We start from the raw sequence: 17,617 nt of genomic DNA on the forward strand, positions 1-17,617 counted from the left end.
CGCTGGCATTATCGTTTGATCTTCTTGACGCAGGTCAAAGCCGTCGCTGCTGCTCTTTGTTAGGTAGACCTTAACAAAGAGGGGGCCGCGATGGTGGATGATGAAGAGACGAAGCTGGGTGAGGATCGTAAGGTCCGGTCCCAACAGATAACTGGTTTTGAACAGGGCGAATATCCGTATGCGACGCGTTTGACCCGGCGTGCTTATGAAGCTGAGAAGGCTGCGTTGCAGGTCGAATTGCTGAAGGTGCAGCACTGGATCGAGGAGACAGATCAGAAGTTTGTGCTCTTGTTCGAGGGTCGTGATGCCGCCGGTAAGGGCGGCACGATTAAGCGGTTCACCGAACATCTGAATCCGCGTCAGGCGCGCGTTGTCGCGCTGAACAAACCAACGGACGAAGAACGCGGGCAATGGTATTTCCAGCGTTATGTCAAACACTTGCCGACTGCCGGTGAAATGGTTTTGTATGATCGGTCTTGGTACAACCGCGCGGGCGTCGAGCGCGTCATGCAGTTTTGCGAGCCGAATGAATACCTCGAATTCATGCGCCAAACGCCTGAATTTGAACGCATGTTGACCCGCAGCGGGATTAGGCTGTTCAAATATTGGTTCTCGGTCACGCAAGAAGAGCAACGGCTGCGTTTTGCATCACGCGAAACCGACCCGCTTAAGCAATGGAAACTGTCGCCGATTGATCGCGCCAGCTTGGATAAATGGGGCGCGTATGCCGAAGCCAAGGAAGCGATGTTCTTTTACACCGACACCGCCGACGCGCCGTGGACCGTGATCCGATCCAACGACAAAAAACGGGCGCGTTTGAACTGCATGCGTCACTTTTTATCCGTGTTGGATTATCCGGATAAGGATCTGAAGGTGGCCAAGGCACCTGATCCCAAAATCGTTCACAACCCCGATGATGTGGTGCACAGCGCCCCGCATTTCTAGTGGATGCTGAAAACAACAAATCTATCCAAAAGAAAGGCTTACAATGTCACATACCCCACACGAACTCGCCGCGGACTTGCCTGAGTTTGCAGACAAAATCCACAGCCTGCGTGAAACGGATGCGCATTTTGTGAAGATGGCCGATGCTTATCATCAGCTGAACCGCGACGTTCATCGTGCCGAAACCGATGTGGAACCAACGTCGGATGATCACCTTGCGCAGATGCGGAAAGAACGGATCGCGTTGAAGGATGATCTGTTTGCGTATCTGAAGAAGTAGTCAGTTGCGCTTGGCCAGAAAGCTCTGGCCAAGCCGCCGCTTTTAGCTGGATTTTTCCTGCATTTTGCGGACTTGCTTCAGCTTCATACGGTTTGGCAGCCATGGGAACACCCAGTTCAACATAAACCGCAGTTTTCCGTCATTGATCGCGCGCAATTCGCCGCGCCGCATGGCGTCGTAGCCGTATTTCGCGACCGAACGCGGCGTCGCGCCGGATTTGGTCAGAGGCGTATCTTCGAGGTTTGCGGAGGTCGCGAATTCTGTTTCGACATAGCCCGGTTCAAGCGCTGTGACGGTCACGCCCTTGTCTCGCAGTTCTTCGTCTAACGCCATCGAGAAGCTGGACACATAGGCCTTTGTCGCAAAGTAAGTCGCTTGCAACGGTCCGGCCATGTAGGATGCTGTGGACGACACGTTCAGGATTTTGCCGCCGCCATTTTTGACCATGTCGGACCCGACCATGTGGCACAGCGATGCCAAGGCTTTGACGTTCAGGTCGATCATCGCGAGGTCCGCGTCGAGATCGCGTTCGATGAACAAACCGTGCCCGCCGAACCCAGCATTGTTAATCAAAATGTCGATCTTGTGACCTTTCACCGCATCATACAGCGCCTGCGCACCGTCTGCGGCGCCTAGATCAAGCGCGACGGTGGTGACCGTGACGCCGTGGGCTGCCTCTATTTCGGTTTTGAGCACATCTAACGCGTCGCCACGGCGTGCCGTGATGATCAGATCGCCGCCTTTTTCCGCGTGATACCGTGCAAATTCCGCGCCAATCCCAGAGGAAGCGCCAGTTACAAGTGCTGTATTTGCCATGTGATGTCGTCCTTTTGTGGCAGGCTTTGTGAAGATGTAAGTCGTCGGATGGTGTTTGTCAGTGGGTCCGACGCCCGTTTGTCATTGCGTTAGAGGTACCGCAGGCAGGTCGATTGGTTCCCGTTCGTTGCAAAAGTCTTGGGCGATTGGGCGAAAAACCTTGTGTGTTTCGGGTGCGTCCGGTTTGCTGGTCGCATCAATTGGGGGACGAACGGATGCTGGCAGGAACGATAGGGCGGGTGCAATCGCCGCGGATAATTCGGATCGGTGGCGGTGTTGCGGGTGAAGTCGCGGAAACCTTAGCGCAGCTTGGTTTGTCGCGTCCGTTAATTGTGACGGACAAGGGCGTGCGGTCGCTTGGCCATCTGGGCGCGGTGACCGGACCTTTGGATGCTGCGGGGATGTCCTACGCGGTGTTTGATGGCGTTGTTGAAGACCCGACGGATACCTGTGTCGATGAAGCCTTAGCAGCATTTCGTGCGGGTGATTTCGACTGCGTGATCGGGTTTGGTGGTGGTAGTCCGATGGACACGGCGAAGGCCGTGTCGTTCATGGCGGTCAACCCTGGTCATGTGCGCGATTATAAAGCGCCGTTTCAGATTGATCGGTGTGGCGTGCCGATTGTGTTGATCCCAACGACCGGCGGCACAGGGTCTGAATTGACGCGTTGGTGCGTGATTGCTGATACGCAAAGCCCTGAAAAGTATAACCTTTCTGGCCTCGCCTGTGTTGCGACGGTCGCGTTGATCGACTGGACGTTTAGCGTAACAAAGCCGCCGCGTATCACTGCGGATACTGCAGTTGATAGCCTGACCCATGCGATTGAAGCCTTCGTCAGCCGTCGCGCGTTTCCCTATACTGACGCTTTTGCCCTGTCCGCGATGCCGTTGATCACGGATCATGTGCGCCGCGCCTATACCGATCCAGAAGATGCCGTCGCCCGCGAGGCATTGATGTTGGCGGCAGGGCAGGCCGGAATGGCTTTTTCGAATGCCTCTGTGGCATTGGTACATGGCATGAGCCGCCCGATTGGTGCCCATTTCCACGTGGCCCATGGGTTGTCGAATGCGATGCTGTTGCCAACGGTGACCGCGTATTCTGTTGATGCCGCGCCAGACCGATATGCGACCTGTGCGCGCGTCATGGGTATGGCGCAGGTCACGGACACAGACACTGTAGCATGCGGCAAGCTGATCGACGGTTTGCGGCGGTTGAACGATGATCTGGCGGTGCCGTCGCCGTCCGCGTTGGGCCATGTTGCAGATGATGACATGCTGGGTTTGATGGCGCGACAAGCGCTGGCATCAGGATCGCCCGCACATAACCCGAAGGTCCCGACTGAGGCGGAGATTGTCGGTCTTTACAAGGAAATGTGGTGAAATGAACCGCTATGTTGGCCTTCTGCGGGCGGTGAACGTCGGCGGCACGGGCAAGCTGCCGATGGCGGATTTGCGCGCGATGTGTGCAGACATCGGGTTCATCGACGTAGCCACCTACATTGCGAGCGGGAACGTCGTATTTTCATCTGCGTTGGATGTGGGGAACGCCAAAGCGAAATTGGAACAAAGCCTCGCGCAGTATGCCGGAAAGGCCGTTCCTGTCATGATCCGAACGGCGGACGAAATGGCGGCTGTGCTGGCGGCTAATCCGTATGCCGACGCGGCCGGCAATAAGGTCGTGACCATCTTTTGCGACGACCTGATCCCGACGGATGCAGCGACACGGGCGCGCAATATCAAAGACGAAGCCATTACGCTGGGATCGCGCGACATATACGTGCATTATCCGCGGGGGCAGGGTGGGTCGAAATTGATGATCCCCGCCGCCGCGGCGGGGACCGCGCGAAACATGAACACGGTTGCGAAACTGGTAGCGATGACGGGACGATAACGTGGTGCAATTTCTTTGGGGTCTTTTGAAAGACATTGCATTCTGGACGCTGACGCCGCTGATCTTGATTGCGCTCGGTGTTGGCATCGGCTGGTTAGGTGGAGTTTTATCCAGTCCTGTGCTTGGCGTTGTGGCTATCATCTTTATTGGCGTCGGCGTGGTATGGCTGGCGCTTCTTTGGCTAGGGGTTGCTGACTGATGGATGCTGCGTTTTGGCACGATAAATGGGAAAAGCAGCAGATCGGGTTTCATCAGAGCGCAGGAAACCCGCTGTTGGTCGCGTATTTCGATCACCTGAAATTACCCAAAAGGGCGAGCGTTTTTGTGCCCCTATGCGGCAAGACCCGCGACATCGCATGGATCAGGGATCAAGGGTGCAAGGTCATCGGGGCGGAACTGTCCGAAATCGCAGTGCAGGACCTGTTCGCAGAGATGGGCGTCGTTCCCGAAGTCGTCGATTTGGGGGACCTCAAGCGATACGCGAGCGGTGATGTCACCGTCTTTGTTGGTGATGTTTTTGCAGTGACTGCACAGCTTTTGGGGCCGATTGATGCGGTGTTTGATCGTGCGGCTTTGGTTGCTTTGCCGGATGCTGTGCGCGGGAAATACGCGATGCATCTTCTTGAAATTACAGGAAATGCGGCGCAATTGGTGGTCACGTTCACCTACGATCAAAGCCGGATGAATGGCCCGCCGTTTTCGATATCTGAGGATATGATCAAAGCGCTGTATGCGGACAGCTACACACTGACAAACCTGAAAACGCAGGACGTTCCGGGTGGATTTAAGGGCGAAGTGCCTGCAACGGAAACCGCTTGGCTTCTTAGCTGATAAGTCGTTGGGGTGATCGTTCGGGATTGCAGTCGAAACGAACGGCCAGACACAAAAAAGGCGGCAGATGATCTGCCGCCCTTTTAAATCTGTTTTGCTCGTCGGTCTTACCGACGGCGATCGCGACGGCTGCTCATCGGTTGGAAGGCCACGCCGACGTGGGCTTCGCAATATGGTTTGCCGGATTGTACAGGCAGGCCGCAGAACCAGAAGTCAGGTGTCGCAGGATCACCAACAGGCCATTTGCAGGTCTTTTCGGTCAATTCCATCAGGCTGATCTTCTTGGCCGTCTTTTCAACCTCATTGACCTTAGCCAATGCTTCCGGCGAAATTTCGTTCGCAGACGGTTGCGGCGGCAGCGGCTGACCGGCCGGAATAATCGCGCGACGGGCGGCGGAAATAGGAATACCGTTTTCGTCCAGCAAAACCTCTTCCTTCACCGCAGGCACGGATGCCTTTGGCGCGGCTGGCTTTGGCTTGATCGCGGGTTTGGTTTCCATCTTTGTGGGGGCAGCGGGTGCTGCTTTTTCCTTGGCCGCAGGTTTGGCAGGCGCAGACGCACCTGATCCCGCACGGTTGGAAAGCCCAAGCCGATGCACTTTGCCGATAACCGCGTTGCGGGTGACGCCGCCAAGTTCCTTGGCAATCTGGCTTGCCGACTGGCCTTCGCCCCACATTTTTTTGAGCGTCTCGACGCGCTCGTCTGTCCAGGACATGCAATTTCCTTATGTCAGGGTGCCGAATGTTTTGACATCTGGCCTTGTCTAATTCCTTGATCCCCTATTCTAAGCATTGCAAGCGGGGATGTGAAGCGCATCCGCTGAAATGAAATGAGGTATGGCAATGTCGGAACAGACAACTTTAGCAGCAAACATGGGTGAACGCCGGTTTGGGCGCGTGAACTGGACTGGCACAGCGACCTTAATGGAGCGTGAAGTCCGGCGGTTTATGAACGTCTGGTCGCAGACAATTATGGCGCCGTTGATCAATGCGGGCCTGTTGCTGATGATTTTCACCATTGCGATTGGCCCGAACCGCGGCGATGTGATGGGCGTCGACTTCATGACGTTTCTAGCCCCAGGAATCCTGACGATGACCGTTATTCAGAACGCTTTTGCAAACACATCGTCGTCGATGGCATCCGCCAAGGTGCAGGGCAATATCGTCGATACATTGATGCCGCCCTTGTCCGCGGGCGAACTGCTGGCAGGGTATATCTTCGGATCGTTTGCGCGGGGAGCGATGGTCGCCACAGTGATCGCGCTTGGGTCTTGGTTGTTTTTGGGTGTGGGCATGCAGAATCCGTTCTGGGTGATCACATTTGTTTTGCTCGGGTCCATCTTTATGGGCGGTTTGGGTTTGATTGCCGGTATCTATGCGAACAAATTTGACCAATTGTCCGCGATTTCGAACTTCATCGTGACGCCGCTCGCGTTTTTGTCGGGGACTTTTTATTCCATCGATGCGCTGCCTGCGCTAATGCAGACGCTGTGTCACATCAATCCGTTCTTCTACATCATCGACGGTGTCCGCTTTGGCATGATCGGGGTGAGCGATAGTAGCCCGTGGGTCGGGCTTGGTATTGTGACGCTGGCCTGTGCGGTTGTGATGGCGATTTGCTGGACGTGGCTGGATCGCGGGTATCGGCTGAAGGCGTAACGCCTTTCGCAAATATTTGGGGGCGGCGGCGCGTGTTAGGATCGCTTTGCGCGGCCTTCTCGCCATGCCAGTAGCGCGGCACCCCCAATAATGATCGCGGCACCCGTCCAACTGATGATGTCGGGCACTTGATCGTAGAACAGCGCGTCGTAGATCGCCGCAAAGATCAGTGTCAGATAGCTGAAGGGCGTCACGAAACTGGCGTCCGCCCGCGCCATTGCGTTGATAAAACAGGTCTGGGCACCCGCCATAAGAACGCCGATCCCGGCAAGTGCCGCCCATTGGCCCATCGTTGGCATGGTCCAGAACGGGATCACCGCAATTGTCGCGATCAGCAGGCCAAGCGCGTTGTTGATCAGTAATATCTGAAAAGGTGGTTCGCGGTCTGCCAGCTTTTTGATGAAAATCAGCTCCATCCCCAGCAGTGCAGCGGCCCCCAATGACAAAAGTCCCGCCCATTGAAACGTCTCAGGTCCGGGGCGTAATAAGATCATCGCGCCCAGCAAAGCCAGACCTGCCGCGGTCCAGCGCCACGGACCAACCCGTTCGCCGAGCAGCGGGATCGCAAGCAACATCCCGAAAACCGGATTGAGAAAGCTGATGGCGGTTGCATCGGGCAGGGGGATGAAGGCCACAGCTGCGAACATCAATGTCACGCCGCCCCAGCCGAACAATGTGCGTCCGATGTGGATCGGAAGGGCAGGCCGCGTAAATTGGGGCCGCATCACAAGGGTCGCAGCGCCAATCGCGAGGAATGCAAAAACGAACCGGGCGTGGCTGACCTGGAGCGGATGCAAGGGGTCGCCCAGCACGCCCGTGCCGATGGTCTTGGCCAAGACCATGGTACCCGCGATAAACGCGGTCGCGGTCAGCATAAATGCAATGGCAAGTGGCGGGTTCGGGCGTTTCAAAGTCATGCGACGGTCATTGTCCCAAACAGGGCCGCTGTAAAGCACCTGATTTAAGGGGTTCACAGGTCGTCCGCTGTCCGCTAAGTCAACCGTCATGAAGACACTGACCACACAGAATATCCGACGCCGACGCTAAGCCCGTCCGCCGTTTCTGCACGTCCTCTCTTCTTTTTCACAAATATCGTTGACTTAGCCCCTGCCGCTTGGCACCACTCGGGCTTCATTTTTCGCAAAGGCTGATCGCTATGATCCCCTCAATCTTGCCTACCTATTCTCGTGCTCCGATGTCCTTCGTCAAAGGCGAAGGGTCTTGGTTGATAGAAGCCGACGGACGACGTTTTCTGGATCTAGGGGCAGGAATCGCGGTGAATGCATTAGGGCACGCGCATCCTAAATTGGTTGCAGCCCTGACAGAACAGGCGCAAGCGGTTTGGCATACATCGAACCTGTATCACATTCCAGCGCAACAAAAGCTGGCGGATATGTTGGTCGAAAAGACCTTTGCAGACACCGTGTTCTTTACGAATTCCGGGACAGAAGCCTGCGAATTGGCCGTGAAAATGGCGCGTAAGTATTGGTTTGAAAAAGGCCAGACCGATCGGACCGAGATCATCGCGTTTGAAGGATCGTTCCATGGGCGGTCGGCCGCAGGGATTGCAGCAGCGGGATCCGAGAAGATGACCAAAGGCTTTGGTCCGCTTTTGCCGGGCTTCACGCATTTACCTTTGGGTGATCATGATGCGTTACAGGCGGCGATTAGCGACAAAACGGCGGCGATTATCGTAGAACCGGTACTGGGCGAAGGCGGGATCATCCCGCTGCCAGACGCTTGCCTGAAAGGGCTGCGCGACCTGTGCGATAGCCACGGAATTCTGATGATCCTTGACGAGGTGCAATGCGGTGTGGGCCGGACCGGTAAGCTGTTTGCGCATGAATGGGCAGGGGTCACACCTGACATCATGATGGTGGCAAAAGGCATCGGTGGGGGCTTCCCACTGGGCTGTGTGCTGGCGACCGAAGATGCAGCGTCCGGCATGACGGCGGGCACGCATGGGTCCACCTATGGCGGCAACCCTTTGGGCTGTGCGATCGGTTGCGCCGTCCTAGAAGAAGTCGGCAGCGACGCCTTCCTCGCAGAAGTGAACCGTAAAGCAGGTTTATTGCGCCAGAAATTGGAAGGTTTGGTTGCAGCACATCCTGACGTGTTTGAACTGGTGCGCGGGTCTGGCCTGATGATGGGCATCAAATGCAAAAAGCCGAACATCGACGTGGTGAATGCGGGCTACGCGGCGGGGGTCATGACGGTGCCCGCGGCTGATAACGTGATCCGCCTGTTGCCCGCACTGAACATTCCGGACGAAGACATCGCAGAAGCGGTGACGCGTCTCAACAGCGCCGCAGAAAGCCTTGGCTGACTTCTTTTGGCCCGAAATATCCCACGGGGGTTTGGGGGTGTGAAACCCCCAAGCGACCTCGCAAATAAGAGCATACAATGACACATTTTCTCGACATTCACACAACCGATCCTGCTGATCTGCACAAGATTATCGACCAAGCGAAATCAATGAAGACGGCACGCAAGGGCCTGCCCAAGGGCACGCCTGACGCCGATACGCCGCTGGCCAATCACATGGTTGCGCTGATTTTTGAAAAGCCATCCACACGGACCCGCGTCAGTTTTGACGTTGGTGTGCGCCAGTTGGGCGGTCAGACAATGGTGCTGTCTGGTGCTGACATGCAATTGGGCCACGGTGAAACGATTGCAGACACCGCCCGCGTGTTGTCGCGTTACGTTGATTTGATCATGATCCGGACATTCGAAGAGCAGACACTGCTCGACATGGCGGAATATGCGACAGTACCTGTGATCAACGGTCTGACAAACCGGACGCATCCCTGCCAGATCATGGCGGATATCATGACGTTCGAAGAACATAACGGCCCGATTAAAGGCAAGAAAGTTGTGTGGTCTGGTGACGGGAACAACGTTTTTGCAAGCTTCGCCCATGCCGCCAAGCAGTTTGAATTTGATCTCGTCTTCACCGGGCCAGAACCGTTGGATCCAGAGCCAGCTTTGGCGGGTCTATACACCACGGTGCGTGATCCGAATGAAGCCGTTGAAGGAGCTGATCTGGTCGTGACTGACACGTGGGTGTCGATGCATGATCCGCAATCTGCCCGTGAACGTCGCCATAACCAGCTGCGCGGTTATCAGGTGAATGATGCGTTGATGGCAAAGGCAAAGCCGGATTCATTGTTTATGCACTGCCTGCCGGCACACCGTGATGATGAAGCCACCAGTTCGGTGATGGACGGCAAACATTCGGTGATTTTTGACGAGGCCGAAAACCGGTTGCATGCCCAAAAGGCGATCATGCGTCACTGTTTGGGTGTCTAAGCGAGGATTTGCGCCGCCTTTGGCGTCGCGCCGCTGGAGGGGCTAGCCCCTCCAGACCTCCCCGAGATATTTGTGACCAAAAGAAGGGTCATGTGCCGCGGGGTTTTGCCCTTAGCGTGGGGTCCGCTTGTGTTGGGTCTTCGGGCCATGGGTGACGCGGGTAGCGGCCCCGCATGTCTTTGCGCACGTCTGCGTAGGATGTTTTCCAAAAATTCGGCAGATCAGTCGTCGTTTGTACCGGCTTTTGTCCCGGTGAAAGCAGTGTGATCCGCAGCGGTGTTTTTCCGACTGTCGGGTGGCGGGTGACACCGAAGAGTTCTTGCAAACGCAGCGTGATTTCAGGGGCTTCGCCGTCGTAGTCGATGGGTGTCTTGCGCCCCATGGGTGTCGTGAAATGCGGTGGCACGGCCGTGTCGAGCCGTTGCATTTGCCCCCAGTCGAGCATTGATCGTAGCGCTTGCAATGCGTCGAAGTTTTTCCAATCTGCGGTGGTTTTTACACCGTCTAGGTGCGGTAGAAGCCAGTCGTCGAGTGTCTCAATCAACGTCTCATCGGTCATATCCGGCAGGCTGGGGTCACTGTCGCGTCCCAATGCGACGCGGGCGCGGAAACGGTTTGCCGCTGCTGAAAAGCGCAGGCCGAGCTGCCTGATGCCGTCGCACATTGCGGTAGCGACCATCATCGGGTCGGGGGCAGTCCAGTTGCGGTCGTCGAGGATAAGCGCCCCGAAGGTTTCTTGTTTGCGCGTTAGAACCCGTCCATCGCGCTTGGACCATGTGCAAATGTCGTGCCAGTGGATTTGGTCGCCGTAGAGGTCGCGCAGAGTGGCTTCGTCGATCGCGGCGGCCTGCCTGATCTTGGCTTCGCGGGTGTCGCCGTCCAGATCTGTCGCGACGATCAGACGTTGGCCTGCGAGGGTGTCGGCCGCGTCAAACACCGCCCCTTTGCCGCCTGACAGAACGTAGCGTGGCGCGTCCCCTTTGCGCCGCAGCCCGATCCGGTCGGGATAGGCTAAAGCAAGTTGCGCGGCCAATTCCAGATGAGGTTTGTCATCCAACCCTTTGGCAAGGCGTGGAATGTCAGCTTTGATCTGCTGCAAGGTCGCGTGGTTGATTTGACCGGGGCCGTCGTAATTGCCACCCAGGGCTTTGATCCGCAACGACAGATCCGCTGGTGCGCCACGCAGCGGATCGCGTGCCGATAGGAGGGCTGCTGTGGGGGCTGCCTGTTTGCCCGCAGTGAGCAGCATGTGACCCAAGCGTGGGTGGACTGGCAACGCGGCTAACTTGCGTCCGTGTGCGGTGATTTTACCCTGTTCGTCGCGTGCGCCAAGAGTGGTGAGCAGCGCGCGCGCTTCGGCCAATGGTCCCGGTGGTGGTGGTGTCAGGAACGACAGGTCGTCGCTGCCCCAAACGTCAAGTTCTATGGCCAGCGGGGCGAGGTCTTCGACTTCGATACCTGCGGGCGGGAAGGCCGCGAGCGCCCCGTCTTCGCCTTTGGTCCAGAGCGCATATGCGTCGCCTGCCGCGACACGACCCGCCCGACCTGCGCGTTGGGTCGCTTCGGCGCGACTGACTTTTTCGGTGACAAGGCGCGACATGCCTGAGTTCGGATCGAACCGTGACCTGCGTGCGCGGCCTGCGTCGATGACAACCGTGATATCTTCGATGGTTAGCGAGGTTTCGGCGATAGATGTGGCCAGCACGATTTTGCGACCCTGTGTGACGGGCGCGATGGCGGCGCGTTGGTCTTTGAACGGCATCGCGCCATAAAGCGGGCGGATGTGATGGTCGGCGGGCAGGTTCAGGCGTTTCGCAGTTTCGCGGATTTCGCCTTCACCGGGGAGAAAGACGAGGATGCCGCCTGTGGATTGCGGTGCGATTTCGTGGATCATATCCGCCGTCGCATGGGCGATCCGTGTTTTCGCGGGCAGGGCGCGGGGCAGATAATGGCGGGTGACGGGGAAGGTCCGGCCTTCGGAGGTGATGATCGGCGCGTCGTCCAAAAGGGCCGCGACGGGCGCTGCATCCAAAGTGGCGGACATGACGACGATCTGTAGGTCGTCGCGCAGGACTTGGGCGATTTCCCAAACGAAGGCGAGACCAAGGTCAGCGTTGAGCGACCGTTCGTGGAATTCGTCGAAAATAACGGCCCCGATGCCCGGTAGTTCGGGATCGGATTGGATCATGCGGGTCAGGATGCCTTCGGTCACGACCTCGATCCTGCTGCCCGATTTGCTATCGCCGCGCATGCGGTAACCGACGGTTTGGCCTGTCTTTTCCCCGAGCTGTTCGGCAAGACGATCTGCCGCGGCCCGCGCGGCAAGGCGGCGGGGTTCGAGCATGATGATTTTGCCGGGCGTCAGGTCCGCTTCCAGCATCGCGAGAGGCACCCGCGACGTCTTACCTGCGCCCGGCGGGGCCTGCAGAACGGCACGGTTATGACTGCGCAGCGCAGTGATTAGGTCCGGTAAGACGATATCGACGGGAAGTTTGGTCATGCTGCTTGGTGCGTGTTTGTGCGCATGGGGTCAAGCTGGGGGCGGATTTTCTGGGAAAATCCGTGCCTAGATCACCATGCGAAATCTGGGGCCACCGGGGTCTGGGCGTGCCTCAAAACCACACGCGAGGTATGCGTTTTGCGCTGCCGTGTTTTCAGCTGCTGTTGCGATGTGCAGGTAGCTGCAGGCGTTGGCCGCCGCAAAATGCGCGGCTGTTTCAATGAAAGCACGCCCGACGCCTGCGCCCCTTTGCCCGTCGCGCAGGTAGAGGTGGTTGATGTCGATCCCGCGCGTCCCGTCTGCGACCTTGGAGAGCGGAAGCAGCACCATGTAGCCGATCAACTGCCCGTCCAGAACCGCGACAAAAACATGCCACCACGGATTGGGGCCTGCGGTGTCGCGCGTCACCGTTTCGATACTGGCGGTGCCTGTGTCGTTATGAAACGCGGTCAGTTCGTGGATCATCCGCACGACATCCGGAATGTCATCCGTTTCCAGCGGGCGGATGGTGAAAGGGGGCATCGGGGATCCTCAAAACGAAAAACCCGGCTGTTCTAAAACAACCGGGCCTTCCAATTCAAATCAACGGGACTGGCTTAAGCCGCAGTCGCCTTTGAGATCTCTTTTTTGACTTTGAGCGCGCCATCGGACAGCTCAGCGTCTTTTGCTTTCGCCATGAACGCGTCCAGACCACCACGGTGATCAACGGTGCGCAGGGCAGCGTTAGAGATACGGAATTTGAAAGAGCGGCCCAGAACGTCGGACTGCAAAGTCACGTCCTGAAGGTTTGGCAAGAACCGACGACGTGTACGGTTTTTCGCGTGGCTGACATTGTTGCCAGACATTGGGCCTTTTCCGGTAAGTTCGCAACGGCGCGACATATGATCATTCCTTGTCTTAGCAGGTGTCACACGCCCCTATGGCGGGTCACCTCGGTATCAGCAAAAGGGCCATGCGGGGCATAGCCATAAATCAGTTCCGGCCAGATATGAGGATTCCTGTCGTGCGTCAACCCAGATTGACGTGAAGTTGGCCCCAAAATGCCGATTGCGACAAAGCTGTCGTTCTTCGCCTGTTGCTATCGGCATATCGCATGTTAGGCGCGACGCATCAACGTGGTCGTTCAGCGGCCTGATTGCCCAATATTCATATAGACAGAAAAGGGGGAAGACGATGGCCGCAGTGCTTACGTCGATCATTACATTCGGAACGGTGCTGGCCTTGGGCCTGACGCTGTTTTGCACGATAAAGTGGTGGAATTTGCGTATTGTCGGGGTCACACCCGTCCCATTGTTCACGTTTATTGCGATTTTGTTCACATCCGGCTTGGATGTCGGGTTGATTATGTTCCCGCTGGCTTTCGATTATCCGCTCTATGCGGACACAGCGACAGAGCCTGCTTACGGGTTCACCACCCCCTTGGCGCTTGAATTCGGGTTTTGGGGGTTCTTGATCTGGGCCTTCTATTTCCTGACTGCGTTTTACTTCTGCGTGGTTGAACCGCGCGTGAAGTTTTTCGAAATTCCGGCGGTTAAATTGCTGAATAACATCGTGATCATCACGACCTGTGCCTTCACGGGCGCGTTGTTCCTGATCTACATGCCGTATTACATCGCCGAAGTGGGCGATGGTGAGACGATTTTGCCGGTCTTTTACCTGATCTGTTTCTTGGTGATTCTTTTGGCCGCGTTTTCGTCTACAGACATCAAGTTCGTGAAGATTCTATCAATCAGTTCCAGCGTGTTGTTCTTCGCCCTGATCGCATTCATGTGGTTGAACGCTGGCATGGGCTTTGCGGACTTCACGGGTACGGCTGGCAATATCAGCGGTTATTTCGCGAACATCCACAAATTTATCATTCCGCTGACGGATTACCATGAATTCTACCTGTTCTGGTGGTTTGCTTGGTCGATCATGATTGGCCAATTCACCGCGCGTTTTGTGGGCGGCCTGAAAACGTGGCAGTTGCTGGCGTCATTGCTGGTGTTCCCGTCCATCCCGTTGGGTGTCTGGTTCTCTGTTCTGTATTTCTACCACGAGAACGGCATTGCGACTGCGGGTGCGGCGAACTGGTTCATGACCATCGTCGGGATCATCTTCGTGATCAATTCATTCGACAGTTTGATCCGGCTTTACACAGATAACCTGAACCTGACGACGAACCGTTTGGGAACGGCGACCTATGTGCTGGGCAATGCGGTTGTGTTGTTTGCGCTGACCTTGTTGTTCCAAAGCCAGTGGCTGCAAATCCAGTGGGTCGGTTCGATTGTTGTTGGTATCTACCTGGCCTGTCTGGCCTACGTTGTTTTCGTCAAGCGCGATGCGGTGCTGGGGATCACGCGGTCACCCAAGGCCAATACGCTTGATTTCAGTAAAATCGACGATGCGTAAATCAACCTAACGACATCACGACAATGAAAGGGGCCCCGTTGGGCCCCTTTTGATTTGGGTCAAAGCATCCGCAGACGGATTTGTTATCCATAGGGAACGATTTCCTGAAGGAGAGTTTTCATGTTCCGTCTCGCCACAATGCTTTACGCTATGATCGCCACGACATTGGCTGGCAGTTTGATCGTTGCGGCCTTGGTCGCTGGATACGACACATGGCTTCAACTGATTGTCGCGGCTTGCATCGGGGCTGTGCTGGCCGTGCCCGCCAGTTTCTATATTGCCCAAGCCATCGTCAAAAATGCGAAATAGATCGGCCGCGTCAATCTGGCCAAGCGGCCGGATCAAGCTGCAACAGTGTGGACAGCTGCGCATAGAGCGCTGGTTCATGTTCTTGCAGCTGTTCTGCTTTTTCGAAGAATGCTTCGACTGAAACGGCCAAGAATTCCTGATGGTTCGTGGCCCCGTAAGCATCCAGCAAGGTCTTTCGCCCGCGCCGCACCTTTTTGAGATGCCTGTCGTAGGCGTCAACAAAGACCCGTTCCCATTGTGCGAAAGACTGCCGCTTTTGCAGCACAGGAATGCCGTTCACACCCCCTGATAGATCATCAAGCTGATGGGCGAATTCATGGAGCACGACGTTGTGCCCGTCTTGATCGTTCATCGCACCCTGTTGGCTATGCGCCCAAGACAGGATCACAGGGCCGCGCGCCCAACTTTCACCCAACCGGATGACACGTTCTTCTTTGACGACAAAACCGTCGCTGGATTTCCGAACCGAATGAAATGCGCTTGGGTAAATCAAAATGGTCCGCAGGTTTTTGTACCATGCGTCGGTATTGACGATCAGCAGGCAGGCTTGGCCCGCGATGGATAGGACCATTTCATCGGTGATCTCTAGCCCGTCGCAGCCGTACATATCTGTCTGGTGCAGGAAGAGGTTGATCTTGCCCTCTAACGGCGCGTGTAGTTCTGGCGGCAATCGCCGGATCAGCGGGACCTGTCCGTGAAGGATCGTGCGGTCTGCGTCAGAGAGGGGGCTGGCCAACAGGTGTTTACGGGTCTGCGCTGCCGCCCATGACCTATAGGCGAGGTAGCAGAGGCCCGCGATGATCAGGATCGGGATCAGGTATATCATCGGTTCGCCTTATGATTGACGCAGGACGTGCGCGGCTGCGGCGGCGGGCGACATTGTCCCTGCAACGACTTGGCCTTCCATTTGTGTCAGGCGGTCGCGTAGACCTGCATCTGCGGTCAGTTGCGCCATAAGCTGAAGGCGGACTTCTTCTTGGAACCAGTGCCGGGCTTGATCCGCGCGAGTTTTATCCCAAACTCCGTTATCTTGCCGCCACTGCATCAGCGTTTGCATCTGATCCCATGCCTCTGTCAGGCCTTCGCTTTCAAGCGCGGATACGGTGCGGGCCATCGGGAACCCGTCGGGATCTTGGGGGCGTTTACGCAAGAGCCGCAGCGCGCCTGCATAGTCGGCACAGGTGCGCGTGGCTTGGGCTTTCAATTCACCGTCGGCTTTGTTGACCAAAACCATATCGGCGATTTCCATGATGCCGCGTTTGACGCCTTGCAGTTCATCCCCGCCAGCAGGGGCCAATAGCAAGACAAACAGGTCCGACATCTGCGCCACAACGGTTTCGGATTGGCCAACGCCGACAGTCTCGATCAGTACAACGTCGTATCCAGCGGCTTCGCAGAGTGCCACAGCTTCGCGTGTGCGGCGCGCCACGCCACCCAATTGGGTTTGCGATGGGGACGGGCGGATAAAGGCGTTAGGATCGCGGGCCAGAAAATCCATGCGGGTTTTGTCGCCAAGGATTGACCCGCCGGATCGGGCAGAAGACGGATCGACGGCCAGCACGGCAACCTTTTTGCCAAGACCCGTCAACATCAAGCCAAAGCTTTCGATGAAGGTCGATTTGCCAACACCAGGTGTGCCGGACAGGCCAATACGCAACGCCTGCTTGCTGGTCCCTAAGGTGTCGAGCAAGGCAAGCGCGGTTGCGCGGTGATCATCCCGCGCGCTTTCGACAAGTGTAATCGCGCGGGCGAGCGCGCGACGGTCACCGGATGCGATCTTGGTGGCGGTTTCGGTCAGGGCTGCGGTGGTGTTCATTTGCGTGGTCATATCGCTTTTTATCGCGCCTTAGGGGGATGTCCACTGCGTCAAATCCACCAATTGATCATGGATGCGCCACAATCCGGCCCCTGTTTCATCCGATGGTTGCGCGAATGTCGATCGAATAACGCGTGTGGGACCTGCCTAATGATGAACAAAGATACGGTAATTTTCAGCTTTGTCGGCCCGCTGGGCGTTCGGGTGGAAGTCGGGCAAACGCTGCTTGGGCTGCTCGCGATCTTGTTCTATTTCAGCATTGGCGTTGATCTGGCCTACGCCGTGATGATCTGCGTCGCCATTGTATTGGCGATCTATTTGCACGAGCTGGGCCATGCTTGGGGCAACCAAATCCAAGGCGTTCCCGTCAGGCGGATTATGCTGCACGGGGCGGGCGGTTTTTGCGAAAGCAAGCGGACGTCGAGCGCGTATCAGCAAGAACTGATCGTGGCGATGGGCCCGATTGTGAACGCGACCCTTTGGGCGACTTGTTCGCTGTTTGACACCTTCATGTGGAACCATTGGACGCATGCGGGGACCGAACCCAGCTATCTGGCGTCCGAGGTCATGTATTTCATTTGGCTGTTCGGGCAGATCAATTTCTACCTTGCTGTGTTCAACATGATCCCTGTGCAGCCGCTGGATGGCGGTAAGTTATTCCATCTGCTGATGCTGCGTTTTATGCGCGGTGAGGCGGCCCAACAGGTCACAGGCGCAGTTGGTTTGGCCATGTCGATCATGTGGATTCCGGCCATGGTTGCCGTGTTCTATTTCCAAGGCTGGGTGCTGTTCTTTATCCCGTCCATTGCTGCGCATTACCGCATGATGCGGGGTGAACCTGCCTACTGATCCGAACCTGACCCGCGAAGCA

The 17,617-nt window shown here is 56.6% G+C and carries 20 protein-coding genes; 12 read left to right on the forward strand and 8 right to left on the reverse strand.

Features of this window, described 5'->3' with window-relative positions:
* The first annotated feature begins 90 nt into the window (after positions 1 to 90).
* Both ppk2 and MWU61_RS01350 read left to right on the forward strand, forming a co-directional pair.
* A complete protein-coding gene (gene ppk2 / locus MWU61_RS01345) occupies positions 91 to 945 on the forward strand; it encodes a polyphosphate kinase 2 (RefSeq protein ID WP_247126128.1) in 855 nt (284 codons plus the stop codon).
* A gap of 43 nt (positions 946 to 988) precedes the next feature.
* Positions 989 to 1,225, forward strand: a complete 237-nt coding sequence (locus MWU61_RS01350) for a DUF465 domain-containing protein (protein WP_247126130.1) — start codon at positions 989 to 991, stop codon at positions 1,223 to 1,225.
* A gap of 42 nt (positions 1,226 to 1,267) precedes the next feature.
* Here MWU61_RS01350 and MWU61_RS01355 read toward each other — a convergent pair whose 3' ends face one another.
* Positions 1,268 to 2,041 carry an SDR family oxidoreductase gene (locus MWU61_RS01355; protein WP_247126132.1) on the reverse strand — a complete coding sequence of 258 codons (774 nt, stop codon included), beginning with the start codon at positions 2,039 to 2,041 and terminating at the stop codon, positions 1,268 to 1,270.
* Positions 2,042 to 2,256: 215 nt separating this feature from the next.
* Between MWU61_RS01355 and MWU61_RS01360 the strand changes: the two genes are divergently transcribed.
* The 4 genes from MWU61_RS01360 to tmpT are packed head-to-tail and all read left to right on the forward strand — an operon-like array spanning position 2,257 to position 4,762.
* A complete protein-coding gene (locus MWU61_RS01360) occupies positions 2,257 to 3,420 on the forward strand; it encodes an iron-containing alcohol dehydrogenase (protein WP_247126134.1) in 1,164 nt (387 codons plus the stop codon).
* Position 3,421: 1 nt separating this feature from the next.
* Complete coding sequence (locus MWU61_RS01365) at positions 3,422 to 3,931, forward strand: DUF1697 domain-containing protein (protein ID WP_247126136.1); 510 nt, start codon at positions 3,422 to 3,424, stop codon at positions 3,929 to 3,931.
* Between the two features lies 1 nt (position 3,932).
* Positions 3,933 to 4,130, forward strand: coding sequence for a hypothetical protein (locus MWU61_RS01370; protein WP_247126138.1), 198 nt, complete (start codon positions 3,933 to 3,935; stop codon positions 4,128 to 4,130).
* Positions 4,130 to 4,762: a thiopurine S-methyltransferase gene (gene tmpT / locus MWU61_RS01375; RefSeq protein ID WP_247126139.1), complete on the forward strand. Its 633-nt coding sequence runs from the start codon at positions 4,130 to 4,132 to the stop codon at positions 4,760 to 4,762. Before MWU61_RS01370 ends, tmpT begins: the two co-directional genes overlap by 1 nt.
* Positions 4,763 to 4,869: 107 nt before the next feature.
* Here the strand turns inward: tmpT and MWU61_RS01380 are convergent, their stop codons facing one another.
* Positions 4,870 to 5,478 (reverse strand): GcrA family cell cycle regulator, encoded by a 609-nt coding sequence (locus MWU61_RS01380; RefSeq protein ID WP_247126140.1) that lies wholly within the window; start codon positions 5,476 to 5,478, stop codon positions 4,870 to 4,872.
* A gap of 127 nt (positions 5,479 to 5,605) precedes the next feature.
* Here MWU61_RS01380 and MWU61_RS01385 point away from each other — a divergent pair, with 127 nt between their 5' ends.
* Positions 5,606 to 6,421, forward strand: coding sequence for an ABC transporter permease (locus MWU61_RS01385; protein ID WP_247126143.1), 816 nt, complete (start codon positions 5,606 to 5,608; stop codon positions 6,419 to 6,421).
* Positions 6,422 to 6,456: 35 nt separating this feature from the next.
* Here MWU61_RS01385 and MWU61_RS01390 read toward each other — a convergent pair whose 3' ends face one another.
* Complete coding sequence (locus MWU61_RS01390) at positions 6,457 to 7,338, reverse strand: DMT family transporter (RefSeq protein WP_247126145.1); 882 nt, start codon at positions 7,336 to 7,338, stop codon at positions 6,457 to 6,459.
* Positions 7,339 to 7,577: 239 nt separating this feature from the next.
* Here MWU61_RS01390 and MWU61_RS01395 point away from each other — a divergent pair, with 239 nt between their 5' ends.
* Both MWU61_RS01395 and argF read left to right on the forward strand, forming a co-directional pair.
* Positions 7,578 to 8,747 (forward strand): aspartate aminotransferase family protein, encoded by a 1,170-nt coding sequence (locus MWU61_RS01395; protein ID WP_247126147.1) that lies wholly within the window; start codon positions 7,578 to 7,580, stop codon positions 8,745 to 8,747.
* A 77-nt stretch (positions 8,748 to 8,824) separates the two neighbouring features.
* Positions 8,825 to 9,730: an ornithine carbamoyltransferase gene (argF, locus tag MWU61_RS01400; RefSeq protein WP_247126149.1), complete on the forward strand. Its 906-nt coding sequence runs from the start codon at positions 8,825 to 8,827 to the stop codon at positions 9,728 to 9,730.
* Positions 9,731 to 9,818: 88 nt separating this feature from the next.
* Here argF and hrpB read toward each other — a convergent pair whose 3' ends face one another.
* From hrpB to rpmB, 3 genes are all read right to left on the reverse strand, one after another.
* The gene (gene hrpB / locus MWU61_RS01405) at positions 9,819 to 12,230 is read right to left on the reverse strand and encodes an ATP-dependent helicase HrpB (protein WP_247126151.1); all 2,412 of its coding nucleotides are present in this window, start codon (positions 12,228 to 12,230) and stop codon (positions 9,819 to 9,821) included.
* A 66-nt stretch (positions 12,231 to 12,296) separates the two neighbouring features.
* A complete protein-coding gene (locus tag MWU61_RS01410) occupies positions 12,297 to 12,752 on the reverse strand; it encodes a GNAT family N-acetyltransferase (RefSeq protein ID WP_247126152.1) in 456 nt (151 codons plus the stop codon).
* Positions 12,753 to 12,826: 74 nt separating this feature from the next.
* Positions 12,827 to 13,111, reverse strand: a complete 285-nt coding sequence (rpmB, locus tag MWU61_RS01415) for a 50S ribosomal protein L28 (protein WP_247126154.1) — start codon at positions 13,109 to 13,111, stop codon at positions 12,827 to 12,829.
* Positions 13,112 to 13,403: 292 nt separating this feature from the next.
* Here rpmB and MWU61_RS01420 point away from each other — a divergent pair, with 292 nt between their 5' ends.
* On the forward strand, positions 13,404 to 14,621 hold the full coding sequence (locus tag MWU61_RS01420; protein ID WP_247126156.1) for a BCCT family transporter: 1,218 nt from the start codon (positions 13,404 to 13,406) through the stop codon (positions 14,619 to 14,621).
* Between the two features lie 120 nt (positions 14,622 to 14,741).
* Complete coding sequence (locus MWU61_RS01425; protein ID WP_247126157.1) at positions 14,742 to 14,930, forward strand: CTP synthetase; 189 nt, start codon at positions 14,742 to 14,744, stop codon at positions 14,928 to 14,930.
* Between the two features lie 10 nt (positions 14,931 to 14,940).
* On the opposite strand, the gene MWU61_RS01430 is transcribed toward MWU61_RS01425, so the two are convergent.
* Positions 14,941 to 15,756 (reverse strand): M90 family metallopeptidase, encoded by an 816-nt coding sequence (locus MWU61_RS01430; RefSeq protein ID WP_247126159.1) that lies wholly within the window; start codon positions 15,754 to 15,756, stop codon positions 14,941 to 14,943.
* Positions 15,757 to 15,765: 9 nt separating this feature from the next.
* Positions 15,766 to 16,746: a methylmalonyl Co-A mutase-associated GTPase MeaB gene (gene meaB / locus MWU61_RS01435; RefSeq protein ID WP_247126161.1), complete on the reverse strand. Its 981-nt coding sequence runs from the start codon at positions 16,744 to 16,746 to the stop codon at positions 15,766 to 15,768.
* Between the two features lie 150 nt (positions 16,747 to 16,896).
* On the opposite strand from meaB, the gene MWU61_RS01440 reads away from it, so the two are divergent.
* Complete coding sequence (locus MWU61_RS01440) at positions 16,897 to 17,595, forward strand: site-2 protease family protein (RefSeq protein ID WP_247126163.1); 699 nt, start codon at positions 16,897 to 16,899, stop codon at positions 17,593 to 17,595.
* The last annotated feature ends 22 nt before the right edge of the window (positions 17,596 to 17,617 follow it).

Source organism: Loktanella sp. F6476L (genome assembly GCF_023015725.1).
GTDB lineage: Bacteria > Pseudomonadota > Alphaproteobacteria > Rhodobacterales > Rhodobacteraceae > Yoonia.